This window comes from Chloroflexota bacterium (assembly GCA_009840355.1).
Taxonomy (GTDB): domain Bacteria; phylum Chloroflexota; class Dehalococcoidia; order Lucifugimonadales; family JADFKI01; genus Bin90.
The window spans coordinates 119,807-138,366 of the sequence record VXNZ01000056.1 but is presented as its reverse complement, the minus strand read 5'-3'; the positions used below and the strand labels follow the sequence as shown (position 1 = coordinate 138,366).

Below are 18,560 nucleotides of genomic sequence, written 5' to 3'. Positions count from 1 at the left end.
AAAGGCATTGAATAGACTATTGATTTTGGCGGCATTGCTGCTAAGCGTGGTCGGCGGCTTGACTCTCGTGTCGAGTACGTCACCCCTGGCAGCACAGACGGATCCCAGCGCCACTCGGTCCTTCGAGCCGGCGACAGTGGCGCCGGGCGGATCGGTGACGGTGAGCATTGATGTCGAAGGCGTCGGTCTGGCGGGCAGTGTGACGGAAACGCTGCCAGCGGGATTCACTTATGTCTCCACCACGAATACGCTTGGTGGAACTCAGACAGGATCTGAAGTTGAATTTCGCTTTCTAGGGAACGGAGACTTTTCCTATACGGTCACAGCTTCCGACATGGACGCCACCTATTCTTTTAGTGGCGCTCTAAATCCAGGCCCAGGCATGGATGACGTTGACGTTACGGGCGATTCCGATGTAGTGGTCAGGACTGCCGCAGCGCAGACAGGCCCTGCTCCGGAGTCGAATGACCTCCAGTTCGACGTCGTTGCCTCGAAGGCCGTTGAGGACGCCAGGGTGTCCAGTGTGGGCAACCCGATTGAAGACGGTGCTCTGGGTTGGGTTATCAACGAGACAGGATACACCCTTGACGAGAACTTTGACGGCGCGACCGGCGACTTCGTGGTCAAGAGGACTGGCGACGGCACGTTCGGTCTCTTCGTGGTTAACTCCGGGGCTCCCAGCTTGGGCACCTCGCGGTCAATCAATGTTGACTTGACCTATACCGACGCTAATGGCACCGAGCTTACGACCACCCTTGAGGGTGACATAAACTCGCGAGACGCGCTCGCTATCACGTCAAGTAATGAGTTCACGATACCGCAGGGCATTGCTGAAGGTACCCATATAGGTGCTTTCACGGTCAGTGGCGGTATTTCGGGTGAGTACCTGGACGGCATCCTGAGTGGCACGGGCAGCGACATGTTCTCCGTCGATGACGACGACATGACGCTCTCCTTCCAGAGTGGTTCCCTGTCTGTTGGCGACTACGACCTCAAGCTCACCGTGAGCGGTGATGCTGGCCTTGCCAACAGAACTACCATCGCAGACGTTACGATAACCGTTACCGCGTCGAACATGGCGCCGACGGTTCCTTCTGCGTTCACTGCTACCCTCAAGGAAGAAAACCTGCCGGACAACGGCCTTATTAGCGCCGGAGCCGAGGTTGGTGATGCCAGCTATGGCGTTTCCGCCAATGACAGCGACGTGCTGACCTATTCGCTGGATAGCGCCGGTGATGCTGTCTTTGACATTAACAGCGGCAACGGCATGGTAACTGTCGAGGGCGCCATAGCGGATACCGCCGCCGACTTCACTCGCAGCGACAGCGGTACGGTTAACGACGATGGCGACGTCGTCTATACCTTCAACATAATGGTTTCGGACGGCGTAACCGCGAATCAGCAGACCATTCCCGCCACCGTTACGGTGGACGTGAATTCGCCGGCAATGTTTAATGACGGCGCTGACGACGATATTGCGATGACGCTAACCGCAGGTGAAGTGCCGTACCCTCTGCTCGACCTCCGGGCATCAGTGACGGACGCTGACGGCGACTCCCTCACTTTCTCGATCTCGAACAACCCGGCATACATCGTGCTTGACTCGTCAGACACTTCTGATTTGTTGCTGCTGACCTACCTTCCGCGCGATGCGCATTCAGGTCCTAGCACTGACACAATCTCAGTCAGCGTGACCGACGGCTTCAATGGTGCATCTGATTCAATCGATATTGAAATTGCGGTATCACAGCGTCAGCCGGACCCGGTTACATCCGAGTTCGTGAGCATATTTGTTGCTGAGAACACGAGCGACTGCTCGCAGGCAGGCGTGGCAAGCGGCTGCTCCCTCGCGGGCATCGTGGCAAGCGCTACCTCCTATAGCATCGAGAGCGGTGTTGAGGGCGGTGACACGAACTACGCGGTAGATAGCAGCACCGGCGCGATCAGTGTTGTGAATATGCCCAACTTCGAGGACGACGAGAGTCCTGCGTTCTTGGTGAACGCAAAGAACGGAGATAATCTCGCGGGCCTGATTTCGGTGCGCGTGACGGTTACTGATGTCAACGAAGCTCCGGTACTTGACGCGATACGCGGCACCCCGTGGGTGTACGAGACCGCGCAGTCCGGTGATGCGGTCGTAGAGGACCAGGACGGCCCGGAGGCCAGCGAACTTCCCATTTTCATCCATGCTGATGACCAGGACGACGATTCGATTACCTACTCCATCAGCTCGGGCAAGCCGCCGTTCGTAGTGCATCCGACAACCGGTGCGCTGACGGTTAGCGGCGCGCTGGACGCGGAAGTTGCCGGCAGCCATTCCTTCACGGTGAAGGCTACGGACGAACACGGCCTGTCCGACGATATGTCAATCACGGTGGACGTGCTTAACGCTAACGAGGCGCCGAACTTCACCAGCCCGCTGGGCGACGCCGCAGTGACGACGATACCGGAGAATACCGGCAGCGCCGCTGTGATATTCGTCTTCACGGCTACGGACGAGGACGGGGACGACCTGACCTTCGTGCTACGCGAAGGACAGTCCCAGGATCTGTTCGAAGTCCAGAACGAGTCCAGTGAGATGGTTAACGGTGTTGAGGTATGGAGCGGTGAGCTGCATGTGCGCAGCGACGGCCCGGGCCTCGACTATGAAAACGCAGAGTACGACTCCAGGGTGCACGTGGAAGTCAACGACCCAGCGGGTCTGAACGATACGTTGCTGCTTAGGGTCAACCTGGAGAACCTGAACGATGAGGCCCCGACTTGGGACTCCGCACCGAGCACTGCGCTGAACCTCGCGGAAAACACTTCTCGCGGCACGGTTTTGGCGAACTACTCGGCGACCGATCCTGACGGCCTTGACGCTGGCATTAGCTACTCGCTGAGTGGCGCGCACGCCGATTCGTTCGAGATAATGAGCAATGGCGACCTGGTGACGCTCGAATCCATCGACGCCGACTCCGGAACGCCTTGTGCAGGCAATGTCTGCAACATTACCGTGAACGCAAGTGACGGCGCTCAGTCGCTGGCCACAGATGTTCGTATCACCGTAGTTGACGCTGAAGACTCTGTAAGCACGCTGGACATCCGCAAGGCGAACCCGGTTCCGGGTCCGAACGCGGGTCTCCCGGACTCCGCGCTATCCGGCGCGAAGACCACGCGCAGCGCAGCGGTTCAGGAGCGCCCGGCAGACCTGCCGGCGACAATCACAAGCTACGACCTAGACAATGACGGCACGCCGGACAACGTTACTAACGCTGTCAACTTCGTGGAGACGGAATGGGCGAACTGGGGCACGGTGCTCCTGATCGAAATCACCTCCGAATCCCCGGACTCTGACTGCGGCAACGGCAACCAGTGCGTGGTAGTCGATCTGGAAAGCGATTCCGCAGACGATAAGCTCAGCGTCATCGCCTACAGAAGCGCGCATCAAGAGAACAAGTTCCTCGCGGCAGTCAAGCTAGTTGGCCGCTCGTCAAGCTCGGGCGACGGCGATGCTGACCCGGCGTACCTGATGCCGACAGAGCATCGCGAAGCCGGTGGCGTACGTCCGCGCGACATGGGCGCAACACCTGGCGACAGTCCTGTGTACAAGCACACGGACGGCTCCGTAGCGCGCATCCAGGTTGACGAGGAAGACGAAATTAGTATCGCGTTCGACAACCTGCGCGACAGCGTAGATGTTGAAAACGATCCGCCGGAAATCGAATCGTTCGCGCCTGAGCACGAATCCGCGTTCGATGACGCCGATGTGGACTACAGCTTCCGGGTAACGGACGGCCTATCCGGCATTCCTAGCCCTGAAGACCTGCCCGACGGCGACGGCGATGAAGACTACATACCCGTTATCGCAGTCGTGAGCCGAATGCAGTGTGAGCGCCCCGAGGAGATTGACCTTGGGAACAATGGCACGGTACGCGCGGACGTAGCCCAGTGCAACGACAAGCGCGGCACCCACGAGTACGACGCGACCACAGCCTCCCGCGACGAGTGGGGCTACATCGCAGTACGCGAAGACAAGGACTTTGACGACATCGACAACGGCATCGAAGTCGAGACGACGTTGGTATTGGACGAGGATAAGGTATTCTATGTAACCTTCGTGGCAGTTGACCGCGCCGGTAACATGACGTACTTCGATCCGGACGGTTCCGACGACGACGTTGAATACGCCGAAATCGTAATCGATGTTAACGAGCCTGAGTTGTACGAAGCGCGTGCGGGCGTAACATGGGACGAAGGCAATGAAGAGTACGACGACGACCGGAGCGTAATCCAGGTCATCTTCAACGACTTGACACAGCTGAATCCCGCAACGGTTGAGATTGACGACTTCGTGGTCGAAGGCCACACCGTCGTGGCAGTGAATGTATATGAACAGCCCGACGACTGGACCGACGACAGCAGGTACGCGACCGGCGGCGAGCAAAGGTACAGGAATCCTGACGGACTTCACTTGCGGCAGTCCATCGAGACATCTGTATTCATACACCTCGAGGACGAGTTGCAAGCCGACGAGACGCCTGATGTAACGCTAGTGCCGAACGGTATCGAAGATGTCGCCGGCAACGAGCAGGACGACGGCGAAGCGGAAGCGGACGACTGGATTTCCCCGGCGTTCACGATAGTATCGATCGTATCCCCGCGCGAAACCACGGAGAACCCGGACAAGGTGCTGGCCGGCGACGGCGATGAGGTAGTATTCAACGTAACCGTTGACGAGCGCCTCAACACCGCCCGCCCGACCGTAACCGTATCGTATGTTGACGCAGCCAGTGTTGACACCAAGGGCACGGCGACCTGCGACAACGATGACGGCGCAGACAAGGGCAAGCGCAAGCGCGGCGAAGTCGTGATGAACACATCCGGCGAGACGTCAGATGACTGCGCGGACGACCGCCTAGCTACCGACCACAACCTAAAGACGACAATTGAGAAGGTTACCAACACCGAGTGGATAATCACGGTAGGCGAGCCTAAGGGCACCGGTTACTACAACTTCCACATCGCTGGTAAGGACCGCTCTGCACAGCAGAACCCCGGCAGCGAAGGTGTTAACCCTGGCAGTATCGTTACCGATTTCTTTGACTCGGACGGCGATGTTGACACCGGCGACGCAGTGTTCTTTGAAGGCGACATCAACCTGCCTAAGCCCAATGTGAAGCTGGGTGGCGTGAGCATCACCGACAACGAACCGTCAGTCGAATACAGGTCGCGTCTGTTCCTCGAGATCGACTTCACGCAGCGTTACGAAGACGCAGTCGCGTGCGAAGATCTGCCGAGTCTGAGCGACAACTATCGCCTCGCCAACTGCATGAACGAGAACAGCGAATACGCGGAGGACAGCTTCGACGACATCGTAGTTACGAGCTTCGTGCTGGACGGCGTGGATATTACGGACAGCGTCAGGACAACGGACAAGCAGACATTCTTGGTTACGCTTGAGAACATTGGACTCGGCGACCACGAGGTAGAAATCCAGGCAATGGACCAGGCCGGCAACGAGCTTGAGGACGCTCTGGAAATTGACTTCGAGGTTAGCGACAGGGATCCGTTCGAGAAGCGGCTGAGCCCAGGCTGGAACCTGATTTCCCTGCCGGGTGAGCCCGCGGACAGCAGCATAGCCACAGTGTTTGGCGCCGGTGTTGAAGTACGGACCGTTTACACCTACAACCCGGTCGTACCGGGCGGTTGGCAGGTCGCAGTACGCGAGACGCTTGACAGCGAATGGCAGGGTGACCTGACAGAGATTACTGGGCAGCGCGGTTACTGGGTCCTCAGCGACGCGATTCAGGATTGGGAAGTTAACATCCCGAGACTGGCTGGCGGAGCCGTCGGAACCGGAACGCCGATACAGCCGCCGGTTATCCCGCTGTACGCTGGTTGGAACCTGATCCCGGTTACGGATGTTAAGGGCAACGCTCTTGACCACGGTACGCCAATCGACGCAGCAGTGTATCTGCAGAGCCTGGAGGACGGCATCCAAGCAGCTAGAGTGCTCGGTTTCGACACCATCAGGAACGAATGGTACACGGTGCTTGACGGCGACATGATGTCCCCGGGTATGGGTACGAACCTGCTAATCGGTTCCGGTTACTGGGTCTTCGTTAGGAATGCTACTGCCTTGGTGCCTGGCGGCGTCGCAGGTAGCGGAGGTTCCAGCGACTAGGATTAAACGAAAGGCTTCCCCGTTCGGCAACGGGCGGGGAGGCAATTCGCCCAAGACTACGAATCGACCCATAGTAGGCATGTAAGACAACTTTAAGACAAAGCAGAGTCCCCCTTCCGTTTATTCGGTTGGGGGACTTTTTTGGGCGTATCGACGTTTGCCCTGCTGAACGCGGGCATCGCTGGTGCTCTCACCGCGTGTCGCAGAGTGCAGGTTGGCAATCGTACCCGCGTAATTTGTATGGACGGAATCGGCGATTGCTGGCTATAATGTAAGGGTTGTGTTCTGAAAAAGATTCAATTCTGAAGTGATGCCCATGGCGATACGACGCTGGGCGAGAGAAGAGAGCTATGAAGATTGGTTATTCACTGGTAGGATTATTGGGCGTGTTTGTGCTCGCTATGGCGCTGTTCGCGATTCCCGACAGGGACATATTCGCGCAGACAGGTACGCCCTCTGCGACTGAAACCCCTCTAGCTAGCGTGCCGCAGATCCCGATGGTTGTCACCGGGGAGGCAGTTGGCGCTCCGGATGGCTTTAAGGTAGTTGCGAAGATTACTAAGGGAGGGTTCGTCTATGAGACGCCTCCTGTAGAGGTGGTTGACCAGACGTATTTGATTAAGGTAGCCCCTCCGGATTCGCGTTTCATTGGCGAGGAAATTGCTTTCTACCTTGAGGGCGTTGAGGCGAATGAACGCCTGCGGCATGCCCCAGGTGTGAATGAGTTCAACTTTGAACTGACATTCAATGAGATTCCGGTGGCGACTCTGACCCCCACGCCGGTGCCCGTGTTGCCCGCGACTTACTCGGGAACCATCGTCGTCGCGGGGCGAACCGTATCTGAGAATATGCTGCTCGTTGCCCGTGTGGGTCCCTACCAGAGCCCGCCGGCAGCGATTCTGTCCAATGGGCAGTTCATCAATCTTGTCATATTGACGGACGATGAAGAATTGATCGGCTTGCCCGTAGAGTTCTTCCTCAATGGACGCCCTTCAACTCCGCCTGCATCCGGCGTGTTTGAGCCCGGTTCACGAAATGAGGTAAATCTAGTATTCGAAAGTATCCCCGATACTCCCACGCCGATCCCGACGGATACACCGATACCTACTGCTACGCCAGAACCTACGGCGACGCCCGTGCCGACGAACACGCCTGTTCCGCCGACTGCTACGCCAGAACCTACGGCGACGCCCGTGCCGACGAACACGCCTATTCCGCCGACTGCTACGCCGGAACCTACGGCGACACCCGTGCCCACCAGCACGCCGCTACCGCCCACGCCCACGCCTGAGCCGGTTGTGACCACATCTTCTGAAGATGACGAAGATTCTGAAGGTGAAGGCGGAGGGATATGCTCCAGTACGACACAGCTGCCCTTCGAGGAGTCCGCGGCGAACTTGATGCTGCTGTTCGCTCCGCTTGTGATGCTTGGCGGCGTTAAGTATGTGCGTGGCAAGCGAAGACGGGAATAGAGCCGTTTAGACGCGCCTAAGCCTTTTGCTTATGGGGGTGTCGCGGCGGCGGTTCGGTCATCGTTTATCAATTGAGAGGCTCTTTGCAACGGCAAGAGCCTCTCTTTTCGTCTCGTCTGCATGGCTTGATGCCTGATTGGAGGCAGTTCGGCGATAAGTATAGACGGCGGCTGCAATTTGGCGTTAAATGTAGGGCGGCACTATCAATAATACTGATGCAAGTGCCGCCTTCGTGAATATCAACGGCGCTGAAAGGGCAATATGAAAATCGCTGACTTGTTTGCTGCATCCAAGCCTTTCACGGCTCTTGTTCTGGCGGTCTTGGTATCCGCAGGTCTGTTTGGACTCTTGGCGCTTGGCAGCGGTGGCGCTGGCGCGCAGATACAACCATCCGCTACAACTACACCCACCGCGACACCAACAGAGACCCCGCCACCTACTCCAACGGTAGTAGTCCCTAACGCAACACCGTTTGTCGCGGGACCCGTGATTGTGGTCGAAACCGCTATTCCGGAAGACTGGCATGTCGAGCGAGCGAACGAGGCCATTAGTGTTTTTGAAGCATTCACCAGTGAAAATGGCGATGTAACCTTTGCGCTGCGCGAAACCTCCGATTCTGCGAACTTCTTGCTGGTGCCGGCGGGAATGAGCGACGAAGGCAACCATCGAGCGCATCTGTTGCTCAAGGAAGGCGTGACGCTTGATAGCGAGACACAGGACACATTCTCCGTTGAGGTACTGGCAAGCGCCGAGAGCGGAGCATCCACGCAAGTGTCGCTTCGGCTACGAATTACCGAGACTGACCCTGGTCCGCAGATGCCTACGCCCACTCCGACCGCCACTCCCTTACCGCTAGGGGACTGCGGCAGAGCGATTGAAGGCAGAGTTAGTCAGGGAGATTGGATTGAGGATGATAATTGTCTTTCAATGAACAGACCCCTCAGCAGTAGGCCCGGGACCGGGGACTATTATGCCCGATACTTCACATTCACTCTCGATGAACCTACGACTATATCCATTTCGCTGACATCGGAAGTTGACACCTACCTATATCTCATGAGAGGTGTCGGTAGCAACGGCGATATAGTCGCGGAGAATGACGATGCTCTGCCTAGAGTTGACTTGAACTCCTCGATCCGGACGGGAGAGCTCCCTGCTGGCGAATACACCATAGAAGCTACGACCTATGCTGCGGAAAAGACTGGCAGATTCAGGCTGGTTGTCAGTGGTCTGTCGGGAGCGGGCGAGGAACCTGACTGCCTCACCGGTGGGGCGGTGCAGGATCCCGAAACCAATGTCCAACTGGTCGCGGAGTGCGAGGTCCTATTGGAACTGCGACCTACACTCGATGGACGCGGGCTGTTGAACTGGGCAGCGGATGTACCGATGGATGACTGGCAAGGCGTCACGACCGGCGGCTCGCCGTTGCGCGTGACGGAATTGGCGCTCGCCGGCAGTGGGTTGAATGGCGTTATTCCCACCCAACTCGAATCGCTATCCGGTTTGGAAACCTTGTCGCTGTCAGACAATGGGCTGTATGGCGAGATTCCCGGCGAACTTGGCACGCTCGATAATCTGACCGTATTGGAGCTCGATTCCAACCGATTGAGCGGGATTATACCCGCTGAACTGGGCAATCTCTTGGCACTGGAAACACTAACACTAAAAGATAACGAACTGGACGGAGTGATACCGCACGGCTTGACAAGCCTCGTCCGTCTCCAAGTCCTGCGTCTTGGCAATAACGATCTAACCGGCGAAATACCTGCTGGGTTTAGCGATCTCCATCACCTCAGAGTGTTGGATCTTGCTGATAATCAGCTAACTGGCGCAATACCTACCGAGTTGGATCGGCTATCCCATTTGGAAGATGTCAAAATTGCGGGCAATTCGTTCAGCGGCTGCGTGCCGTCGAGTTTTGAAGCTGTCGCTGACAATGACACAGCCCGTCTCGGTCTGCCCTTCTGCCCTAGTGGCATATGCTTTGACAAGCCCGCTGTGCCCAATCCCTTCGAAAATGCAGGACTTGTTGGGGATTGCAACGCCCTATTAGATGCGCGGATCTTACTTGAAGGCACGCTTGGCGAAGATGTGGCGCGACTCAACTGGTCTCTCGATAAGCCGATAGAGGAGTGGGAAGGCATAACTATTAGTGGCTTGCCACGCAGAGTAATTAGGCTGGCATTGCCTAGCCGTGGACTCAACGGCCGGATGTCGTCGCAACTAAGCGAACTTGACGAGCTGTCAGTGCTGCAACTAGACGACAACAATCTGAGCGATTCATTGCCTTCGTCTTTTGGCAAACTCACCAAATTGCAAATTCTAATCCTTGGTAATAACTCAATCTCCGGCGCGATACCGTCAGCAATTGGCGACATGTCATCCCTGCATTATGTGTCATTGAAAGGCAACATGATAAGCGGCGAGATTCCGCCAGAGTTGAGCATATTGGAGGAATTGGCTTCTCTCGATCTTAAAGACAACAGACTGACCGGCGCCATTCCGGGTGAATTGGGAAGTCTTCCAAATTTGAGATCCCTGCATCTCGACGACAACATGCTGAGCGGCGAGATACCGCCGGAATTAGCGGGAATCTCCTTGCTAGAGAACCTCTCGCTCGAAAGAAACATGCTCAGCGGACATCTGCCACCTGAACTGGGAAGTCTCGTCAATCTGCGAGTCCTAGCTCTTGCGGACAACACGCTGAGTGGCGAAATTCCTGATGAACTCGGCGACATCTCGAACTTGAGCGACCTGTATCTTCGCGGCAATGAGTTTGTCGGATGCATACCTAAGGAATTGAAAGACATCCCAAGAAATGACTTCAGAGTGCTAGACTTAGAGTATTGCGGCGGAGGCGAGTGCGCCGATTCTATGGCGGTTCAAGTTGCAAATGGCGCGGCACACGATAGGCTTGTGTCCGACTGTAATACGCTTCTGTCGCTGCAGGAAATGCTGCAAGGCGAAGACGGCGCCCGCACACTGAACTGGGCTGTTGGCGTCCCAATCAAGATGTGGGAAGGCATCACAGTCGGCACGACGCAGTCCCGCGTCGAAGGCTTGGACCTTAGCAGAGAGGACAACACTACGACGCCAGACCCGCTGACTGGCGTGATACCGCCTGACATCAAGCATCTTGTGAAACTGGCAAATCTCAAACTGTCCAACAACATGCTAGGCAGCGACATAGTTGGGGACGACGCCATGCCTTACGGCGGCATCCCTGACGAAATCGGCACTCTCACTGACCTTAAGACGCTGTTGTTGGATGGCAACAATCTGCATGGCGAGATACCGCAGGAAATTGGCAATCTCGCTAACCTTCAGGCGCTGCTGTTGGCGGACAACATGCTGACTGGCGAGATACCGACTGAACTGACGATGCTTGAAAGATTGGCAAATATCAGTCTGTCCGGCAATGCGCTGGAAGGCTGCATACCTGACGCATTGGAAGACATTGCGCACCACGATTTGGCAATGATTAAGCAAGGCGATTCGAACATAGATGGGCTGCCGTTGTGTTCGGAGTCGGATGAGTGATGGGGCGGCGCATGTAAGCGCATTATCACCAGTGAGCTGGGGCGAGATTGCCAATCGGACAGGCAAGCCTTGTTTGGCAGCGGCGGCGATTGTAGAATGTGAAGATACTACCTTCCGCAAGTGGCATCTTGTATCTTGGCCGAGTGCGCTTATGCTCACGAAAAGACAAGAACTCATACTGAAAATCATCGTCGGCGGCTACACGCGCACCGCGATGCCCGTCGCGTCTGAGGCGGTCGCGCGCAGCCACGAGCTGAATGTCAGCTCCGCCACGGTGCGCAACGATGTCGCCGTGCTGAAGGATATGGGCTATCTCGCCAACCCGCACACATCGGCGGGCAGCGTCCCACTCGACAAGGCGTATCGTTTCTTCGTCGAATCCATCGAGCCGGTGCTTGCGACGACTATCCCGCATAGCATCCGAGAAGACGCGCGAGAACGCCTGCAGAACATCCTGCAGAACCTCGACGAATGGGCGAATGTGTCCGCGGCGGTGCTGTCCGGTCTGGTGGGCAACATGGCGATTTCCACCTTCCCAAAGGCGCGCGAAACCCGCGTGCATCACCTCGACTTGGTGCACATCCAAGACCTGTTGGTCATGCTCATTGTAGTGCTGGAGCAGGCGCGAATTCACCGCCAGCTCATTCGTCTGCCGCACCCGATGGAAATGGACGAACTGGAAGAGTCAACCGCGCGGCTGCGGTCATATCTAACAGGGCACAACCAGCACGAAATCGAATCGCAGGTGATGCACCTGACGCCGCTCGAAGAGGAATTTGTCGATGCGACGGTTACCGTGCTGCAAGCGGAAGAGAAGACGGCGTTCAGAGACCACTATGTCGATGGAATACGCAATCTGCTCTCCCAGCCTGAATTCGCCGAAAACGAACGCGCGCGCGCCATTGTAGAGGGCGTGGAGGACGGCAGCCTAGCGCAGACAATCCTGTCGGAGACGCCCGAGGGCGGCATCGTGCGCGTCATAATCGGACACGAGCACCCGGACGACGCGCTATCGCCGCTGAGCGTGGTTGTGTGTCAATACGGACTGCCGCATCGCGCAGTCGGCGCACTAGGCGTCGTTGGACCCACGCGCATGGAATACACGCGGACAATCGCGGGCGTCAGGTTCGTCTCGTCCGCGATGAGCGAACTGCTTGAGAACGTATATGTCGATTAACCGCGCCGTGTATTATCCCCTTTTCGCCGCCTGACCTGTTAATCTGCATTCCCATTAGACCCATGAAAGCGGCGGCAACCGCAAAGGACAGAAGATGTTTGAGGCTCTATCAGACAAGCTGAACGGCGTATTCGGCCGCCTTGGAAACAAGGGCAGGCTGACCGAGTGCGATGTGGACGAGGCGCTGCGTGAAGTGCGTATGGCGCTGCTCGAAGCCGATGTGAACTTCGGCGTCGCCCGCGAGTTCATCGCTCGCATTCGCGAAGAGGCGCTGAAGTCCGATGTGCTGAAGAGCCTGTCGCCGGGACAGCAGGTCGTCAAGATTACCAATGACGCGCTCGTGGACATCCTCGGCGGTAAGGTACATCGCCTCGAATCCGGTCCGCGCCGTCCGTCTGTCATCCTCATGGTCGGGCTAAACGGCGCGGGCAAAACCACCGCGTCCGCGAAACTCGCGCGGCATCTGAAGCAAGACGGTCAGCTACCGGTGATGGTCGCCGCCGACTTGCAACGTCCCGCCGCCATTCAGCAACTCGAAACGCTGGGCGGGCAGATTGATGTGTCGGTCTATCAGGATTCGAAATCCGGAAATACACCCAAAGTCGCCAAAGACGGTGTGAAACGCGCCGCCGAGTTGAACGCGGCATGGGCTATCGTTGACACGGCTGGCAGATTTCAGGTTGATGACGAACTGATGTCCGAATTGGAATCGGTGAAAGACGCCGTATCGCCTGACGAAACGCTGCTCGTCGTGGACGCGATGACGGGTCAGGAAGCCGTCGAAGCCGCCAAGCAGTTCCACGACCGCATAGGCTTGACCGGGTTGATTATGACCAAGATGGACGGCGATGCGCGTGGCGGCGCGGCGCTGTCAATAACTTCGGTAACCGGCGTGCCTATCAAGTTCATGGGCACGGGCGAGCGCGCGGACGCGCTGGAAGCATTCTACCCGGACAGGCTCGCCTCGCGCATTCTCGGAATGGGCGACATGCTGACGCTCATCGACAAGGCGCAGGCTTCCTTCGACGAAGACGAAGCCGCCGAGATGGAGCGCAAGATACGCCAGGCGACATTCGACCTTGACGATTTCCTAGGGCAGCTTCAGCAACTCAAGCAGATGGGACCCATAAGCCAAGTGCTGGAAATGGTGCCCGGCTTCTCCGCGATGAAGGGCAAGATTTCCGTGGACGAACTAGACGGCAGCCACTTGGTCAAGACCGAGGCGATCATACGCTCCATGACGCCCGAAGAACGCCGCCGCCCGGAGATTATCGGCGGCAGTCGCAGGCGGCGCATCGCGCGCGGCAGCGGCACGACGCCGCAGGATGTCAACCAGCTGCTCAATCAGTTCAGCCAAATGCAGAAGATGATGCGCCAGTTCATGGGCGTGAGCAGCGGTAAAGGCAGCAAGCGCCAGAGCAAAAAGATGCGCCGCATGATGCGCCAGCAGGGGAACATCCTGAACATGCCGAACATGCGCTGATACGGCGCGCTCTAACATGTGCTGCGATCTGTTACGATTGCACGCCACTCGCTAGCATTGCCGCCGCCGTCGCCAAATTGCGCTTTGTATAGTCGCTCTGTTAGCATTCTCGCGATGTGCAACCTAAGTATCGCGTGTGGTCTATGCAAAGTCGCAGCGACACGAACAGGGAATCGATCTGGAGCATAATGGAAGGCGAACGGCGCTGGTACTTCGCGCGGTTCCCCACAATCCTGATATGCAGCGTCTCGTAATACACCAACTTCGTCATCGACTGGAAGCCAAAGCCCAGCAGGACGATCGCATAGACGACCAACTAACCCTTCGAAGACCGACGAAACAGGACTTGCACATTAACGTAGCTCCCATGAGCGGCCGGGCTTTTGTTTTGAAGCGCGTGTCTCGGAATTGGAGATGATTTGCTCGACGCCGTAAGCCCGACGGAATTGGTGTTCGCCGTGCTGGTGGTGTTCTTCGCCTGCACGGTGTTCAGCGCTATGGGCTTTGGCATCGGGATCGTGGGGCTGCCGCTGCTGTTCTTGCTGTTCGACCCGGCGACATCGATCATCCTGCTGAATGTGATGGCGCTGCCGGTGGTGATTCTGGTTGTGCTGCGGAACCGGGAGCATCTGCGCCCACGAGAGATTGTGCCTATCGTGGTGGCGGGCATTGTGGGCGCGCTTATCGGCGGCTGGGTGCTGGCGATGCTAGACATCGCGGAGTACAAGGACATCTTCGGCATTGCGGTGCTGGTGGTCATCATCGCGCTCACGGTTGGCGGGATGTTTCGGATGCCCTTCCGTATGCCCAGGGCAAGCATTCTGGGGCCGGTGTGCGGCTTTCTGGTGGGGCTGTTTATCACGGGCATAGGCGTGGGCGGACCGCTGCTGGTGCTGTTCTTCATCTCGCAGGGCTGGGGCCGTCAAGGCACTCGCGCGTCTATGGCGCTGTACTTCATATTCATGGGAACTGCTCTGATTGTCGGCTATGGGCTGAACGACCTGTACACGCCGGCGCGGACTACGCTGTTGCTGGCTTCTATTGTGCCGGCGATGCTTGCCGCGCTGCTGGGCGACCGCATAGCCAAGAGCCTGACCGATGCGGTGTGGCGGCGCGGCGTAATTGCTCTGGTGCTGGTATCCAGCACGTTCGGACTGGCGCTGAAGATGTGGAATCTGGTGGCGGCTTGACGAAAGCTTGCGGATTGGGCACGATAGTTGCCGGGATTGGCACAATTTACAGGAGGCGCAACATGGCAGACAGGAAGATAGGCTACATCGGCTTGGGCAATATGGGCGGCGGCATGGCGTCGCACTTGCTCGCAAGCGGATACGATGTAACGGTGTACGACATACGCGCTGAGGCGGTGCAGGCGCTAGTGGACAAGGGCGCGACCGCCGCATCGTCGCCGCGCGAGGTCGCAGAGCAGTGCGATGTCATAGTCAGCTCGCTGCCCACGCCGCAGATAGTCGAGAGCATGGCGACCGGCGAGGACGGTCTCGTGCACGGGTTGAGCGCGGGCAAGGTCTATATCGACATGAGCAGCATCGACCCCGACACCACGCGCAGAGTCGGCGCGGCGGTGCAGGCGAAAGGCGCGGACATGCTCGATGTGCCGGTCGGCATGGGCCCGCAGCAGGCGGCGACCGGCGCTCTCACGCTGATGATTGGCGGCAGCGCGAGCGTCGTCGAAGACTGCAAGGATGTGCTGGACACGCTCGGCGACCAGCAATTCTACTGCGGCGAACTGGGGTTGGGCGTTACCACTAAGATAGTCAACAACCTCGTATCCTGCTCGGTCGCCACGCTGCTTGGCGAGGCGGTCACCATGGGCGTTGCCGCCGGACTGAACCCGGAGCGGCTGCGAGAAGTCATGAACAACACCGCCGCAAGCACGTTGCACGGGCGCACGGGCTTGAAGGCAAAGGTATTCGAGCGCAACTTCGAGCCTGGCTTCAAGCTCGCCTTGTCGCACAAAGACCTGGGACTTGCGGCGCAGCTTGCGGCATCGCTGGGCGCGGCGAACATGGTCGGCTCCGCGGCATACCAAGTGCAGACGCTCGCCATGGGCAAGGGTCTTGGCAACGAGGATCAGCATGCGGCTATCAAAGTAGCCGAAGAAACCGCCGGCGTGGAGGTCAAGGGCAGCGAGAGCTAACAGGATGTACGGGATGGGTAGGGAACTCGACTCGTGGCATCGCTAACCTCCTCGCTCTGTGGCTGAGTGCATGTTCACGATAGGCGCGGGTATTCGGGGTGTCAAGGGTGGGAGCCGACTTATTGGCTATGGGCTGCGGATGCGGGTTTGGGAATTAACAGGATGGGCAGGATGGGGATGTCGGGACGATGCGCCTATGTTTTGGAGTAGGGCGTTCCAGTCGATGTTTTCGCGGTCTTCGGTGGGTTCGTCCGTGGGGTGGGCGCTATCGTCTGAGTTGCGGCTGTCTCTTTGCCGCTCTATGAACTCTATCTGCTCTTCGGTGCTCATTGCTTCGTAGCGGTCGATTTCGGCGAAGGTTAGGTGGGCGAAGATGCCGGCTTCCAGCTGCGGCTCGTCTTCACTCTGGGCTTCTTGCGCTTCCCGCGCCGTGCGCTCTTCTTCGCGCCACTCTTGCAGTCTGATGTCGTAGTCGGTGGGTTCTAGGGCGTCTTGCTTTTCGCGGTAGGCGGCGATATGTTCGGGCGTTACGGCGTCGTAGTTGGTGTCCCAGCCGCGCCGCAGCAGTTCGCGCGTGGCGATGACGCGCTGGTGAGTCGAGAAGCTTGCGTCCTGCCCTGACGCGACTTCTAGCAGGAAGCGGACGGCTTCGATGCCGTCGTCCGTGCGCTCTCTGATGTAGCGAGACAGTCCGGAATGGATGAGTTCTTTGTCTTCGGGGCTGTCGGAGATGCGGCGGTCGCGTGTATCGCCGAATTTGCCCAAGCCGCGGTTTAGCAGTTCTTTGGCGGCTGCCATACGGTCTGCGGGACTGACGGCGCTGCCGCGGGCGTCTTCGCCGCGCATTACGCGGGCTAGGAAGTCGGCGATGTGGTAGCCGTCGTTGGTCTCTTCGCGGATTAGGCGCGCCGTTTTATAGTTGATGATGTCTAAATCCGTAACAGGATGTACAGTCTGGGTAGGGTTATTGTCTTGGAATGCCGCAGTGTCGGCGTTCTGGTGGTCTTCACCCCCATCCCAGCCTTCCCCCGTCGAGGGGGAAGGGGTGTCTTCTTGGGCATGTCCCTCGACAGGCTCAGGACGAACGGTTATGTCGTTGGCGAGGGCGAGTTTGGTTAGTTGCTTGGCGGCTTCTAGGCGGTGGTGGGTTTTGGCGTTGAGGGTATTGCCCTGCATTGTGGCGTGTAGGAAGTCGGCGACGGTTTTGCCGTCGTCGGTGATTTGGAGTATATGTTGTTGCAGGGCGTTTTGAATGCACATATGGGTTGTCAGTCTTTCAGTCTTTCATGGTTTTGGTGTCGGGGTGGCAATCATTTGTTCTGATTATAAAGATGAGTGTTTTGTGTTGTCAAGGGGGGAGTATATGGTAATGTGGTAATCTGTGTGGGCGAGATAAGGAAACGGGAGACCAATATGCAACCCAACTTCGCCGACAAAACCATCTGGACAGGTGACAATCTCGACATCCTGCGCGGGATGAACAGCGAGTCGGTTGACCTCATCTATCTCGACCCGCCGTTCAACTCCAACCGCAATTATTCCGCGCCGGTGGGCGCGGCGAACATGGCGGCTCGGCGGCATACCAAGTGCAGACGCTCGCCATGGGCAAGGGGCTGGGCAATGAAGACCAGTATGCGGCTATCAAGGTTGCGGAGGAGACGGCGGGCATTGAGGTCAGAGGAGAGGAGAATTAGCAGGATAGACAGCCCTACACAAGTTTAGATCGGGTATGGGGATGTGTTCTGCCCTAACTTCCAACAGAAAGGGAAGAGATAGCGCGGTTCACACCAACACGTTCCAGCAGTATCAAATTATCTGACTGTGCAGTCATACAAGTCTGGCCCCAAAAACCCGCTATCTATAATGCCTGCGGCGACGATGTACTGACCCTTTGACACAGAAGTGGCCATGTGCTTGTTTTCGGGAGTGACATTGCAATCCATCGTGTCAAAGTTCTCGACCATCGTTATACGATAGCCCTCTTCGAGAATACGATTGCTGACGCTATCAACTTTGCCTTTGACTACAATGTGCCTGCCGTAGTATTGGCTCTCAAACGCTACGCCGTTTGCTTCCCACATTTCGATGTAGTGACTAACTCCCGGAATAGGTGTCGGGGCTGGTCGGGCTTGTTGAGTAGGTGCGCTACTTTCGTTGGTCAAAGTGAGTATCAATAGTGCCCCTATTGCAACCGCCACAACGACCCAAACAACTATTCTATGTTCATTATATTTGGAGAGTAAAACCTCTGAAGTTTTTTTCTCCAAACGCTCATTATTATTTCTCAAGGTGCCCCCTCTCAGCCAGATATGGCTACCCTAGCACGAGCGACCACCTCATGTGTGCATTAAGAGGGCGGAACGCCACACCTTGACACATGACGCAGAGCGCGTCTGTGGTCGTTACTCGTGCTAGGAGTGAGGCGAGGCTAACAGGTATTTAACCCAACTGCAACGCTGGTTTTTTTGCTAAAATTGATATAGGGCTACTTAGGAGAAAGCGAGGGCGACATGCGAAAGCCGAAGGTCAGAATTCAAGGTACGATACGACGAACCATCAAAATC

Annotated in this window: 9 protein-coding genes and 1 pseudogene; 8 read left to right on the top strand and 2 right to left on the bottom strand. The window is 57.3% G+C overall.

Annotated features, from left to right (window positions below; translation table 11 throughout):
* Positions 1-7: 7 nt before the first annotated feature.
* The 7 genes and pseudogenes from F4X57_14615 to F4X57_14585 all read left to right on the top strand — a co-directional run bounded on the left by F4X57_14615 (position 8) and on the right by F4X57_14585 (position 15,996).
* The gene (locus tag F4X57_14615; GenBank protein MYC08377.1) at positions 8-6,166 is read left to right on the top strand and encodes a cadherin repeat domain-containing protein; all 6,159 of its coding nucleotides are present in this window, start codon (positions 8-10) and stop codon (positions 6,164-6,166) included.
* Positions 6,167-7,233: 1,067 nt separating this feature from the next.
* Positions 7,234-7,461 (top strand): annotated as a pseudogene (locus tag F4X57_14610) (hypothetical protein).
* Positions 7,462-7,899: 438 nt separating this feature from the next.
* Positions 7,900-11,178: a hypothetical protein gene (locus tag F4X57_14605; GenBank protein MYC08376.1), complete on the top strand. Its 3,279-nt coding sequence runs from the start codon at positions 7,900-7,902 to the stop codon at positions 11,176-11,178.
* The gene (hrcA, locus tag F4X57_14600; protein ID MYC08375.1) at positions 11,144-12,355 is read left to right on the top strand and encodes a heat-inducible transcription repressor HrcA; all 1,212 of its coding nucleotides are present in this window, start codon (positions 11,144-11,146) and stop codon (positions 12,353-12,355) included. Before F4X57_14605 ends, hrcA begins: the two co-directional genes overlap by 35 nt.
* A 94-nt stretch (positions 12,356-12,449) precedes the next feature.
* Positions 12,450-13,838 carry a signal recognition particle protein gene (locus F4X57_14595; GenBank protein MYC08374.1) on the top strand — a complete coding sequence of 463 codons (1,389 nt, stop codon included), beginning with the start codon at positions 12,450-12,452 and terminating at the stop codon, positions 13,836-13,838.
* Between the two features lie 419 nt (positions 13,839-14,257).
* Entirely contained in the window at positions 14,258-15,028 is a 771-nt protein-coding gene (locus F4X57_14590) for a sulfite exporter TauE/SafE family protein (protein MYC08373.1), read from the top strand.
* Positions 15,029-15,090: 62 nt separating this feature from the next.
* The gene (locus F4X57_14585; GenBank protein ID MYC08372.1) at positions 15,091-15,996 is read left to right on the top strand and encodes an NAD(P)-dependent oxidoreductase; all 906 of its coding nucleotides are present in this window, start codon (positions 15,091-15,093) and stop codon (positions 15,994-15,996) included.
* A 126-nt stretch (positions 15,997-16,122) separates the two neighbouring features.
* On the opposite strand, the gene F4X57_14580 is transcribed toward F4X57_14585, so the two are convergent.
* Positions 16,123-17,256, bottom strand: a complete 1,134-nt coding sequence (locus F4X57_14580; protein ID MYC08371.1) for a hypothetical protein — start codon at positions 17,254-17,256, stop codon at positions 16,123-16,125.
* A gap of 153 nt (positions 17,257-17,409) precedes the next feature.
* Between F4X57_14580 and F4X57_14575 the strand changes: the two genes are divergently transcribed.
* The gene (locus F4X57_14575) at positions 17,410-17,718 is read left to right on the top strand and encodes a hypothetical protein (protein MYC08370.1); all 309 of its coding nucleotides are present in this window, start codon (positions 17,410-17,412) and stop codon (positions 17,716-17,718) included.
* 89 nt (positions 17,719-17,807) lie between these two features.
* Here F4X57_14575 and F4X57_14570 read toward each other — a convergent pair whose 3' ends face one another.
* Positions 17,808-18,305: a hypothetical protein gene (locus tag F4X57_14570; protein MYC08369.1), complete on the bottom strand. Its 498-nt coding sequence runs from the start codon at positions 18,303-18,305 to the stop codon at positions 17,808-17,810.
* Between the last annotated feature and the right edge of the window lie 255 nt (positions 18,306-18,560).

Coding starts and splice junctions, on each gene's coding strand:
- F4X57_14605 (MYC08376.1), top strand. CDS start 7,900: ATGAAAATCGCTGACTTGTTTGCTGCATCCAAGCCTTTCACGGCTCTT.
- hrcA (MYC08375.1), top strand. CDS start 11,144: ATGGGCTGCCGTTGTGTTCGGAGTCGGATGAGTGATGGGGCGGCGCAT.
- F4X57_14595 (MYC08374.1), top strand. CDS start 12,450: ATGTTTGAGGCTCTATCAGACAAGCTGAACGGCGTATTCGGCCGCCTT.
- F4X57_14585 (MYC08372.1), top strand. CDS start 15,091: ATGGCAGACAGGAAGATAGGCTACATCGGCTTGGGCAATATGGGCGGC.
- F4X57_14580 (MYC08371.1), bottom strand. CDS start 17,256: ATGTGCATTCAAAACGCCCTGCAACAACATATACTCCAAATCACCGAC.
- F4X57_14575 (MYC08370.1), top strand. CDS start 17,410: ATGCAACCCAACTTCGCCGACAAAACCATCTGGACAGGTGACAATCTC.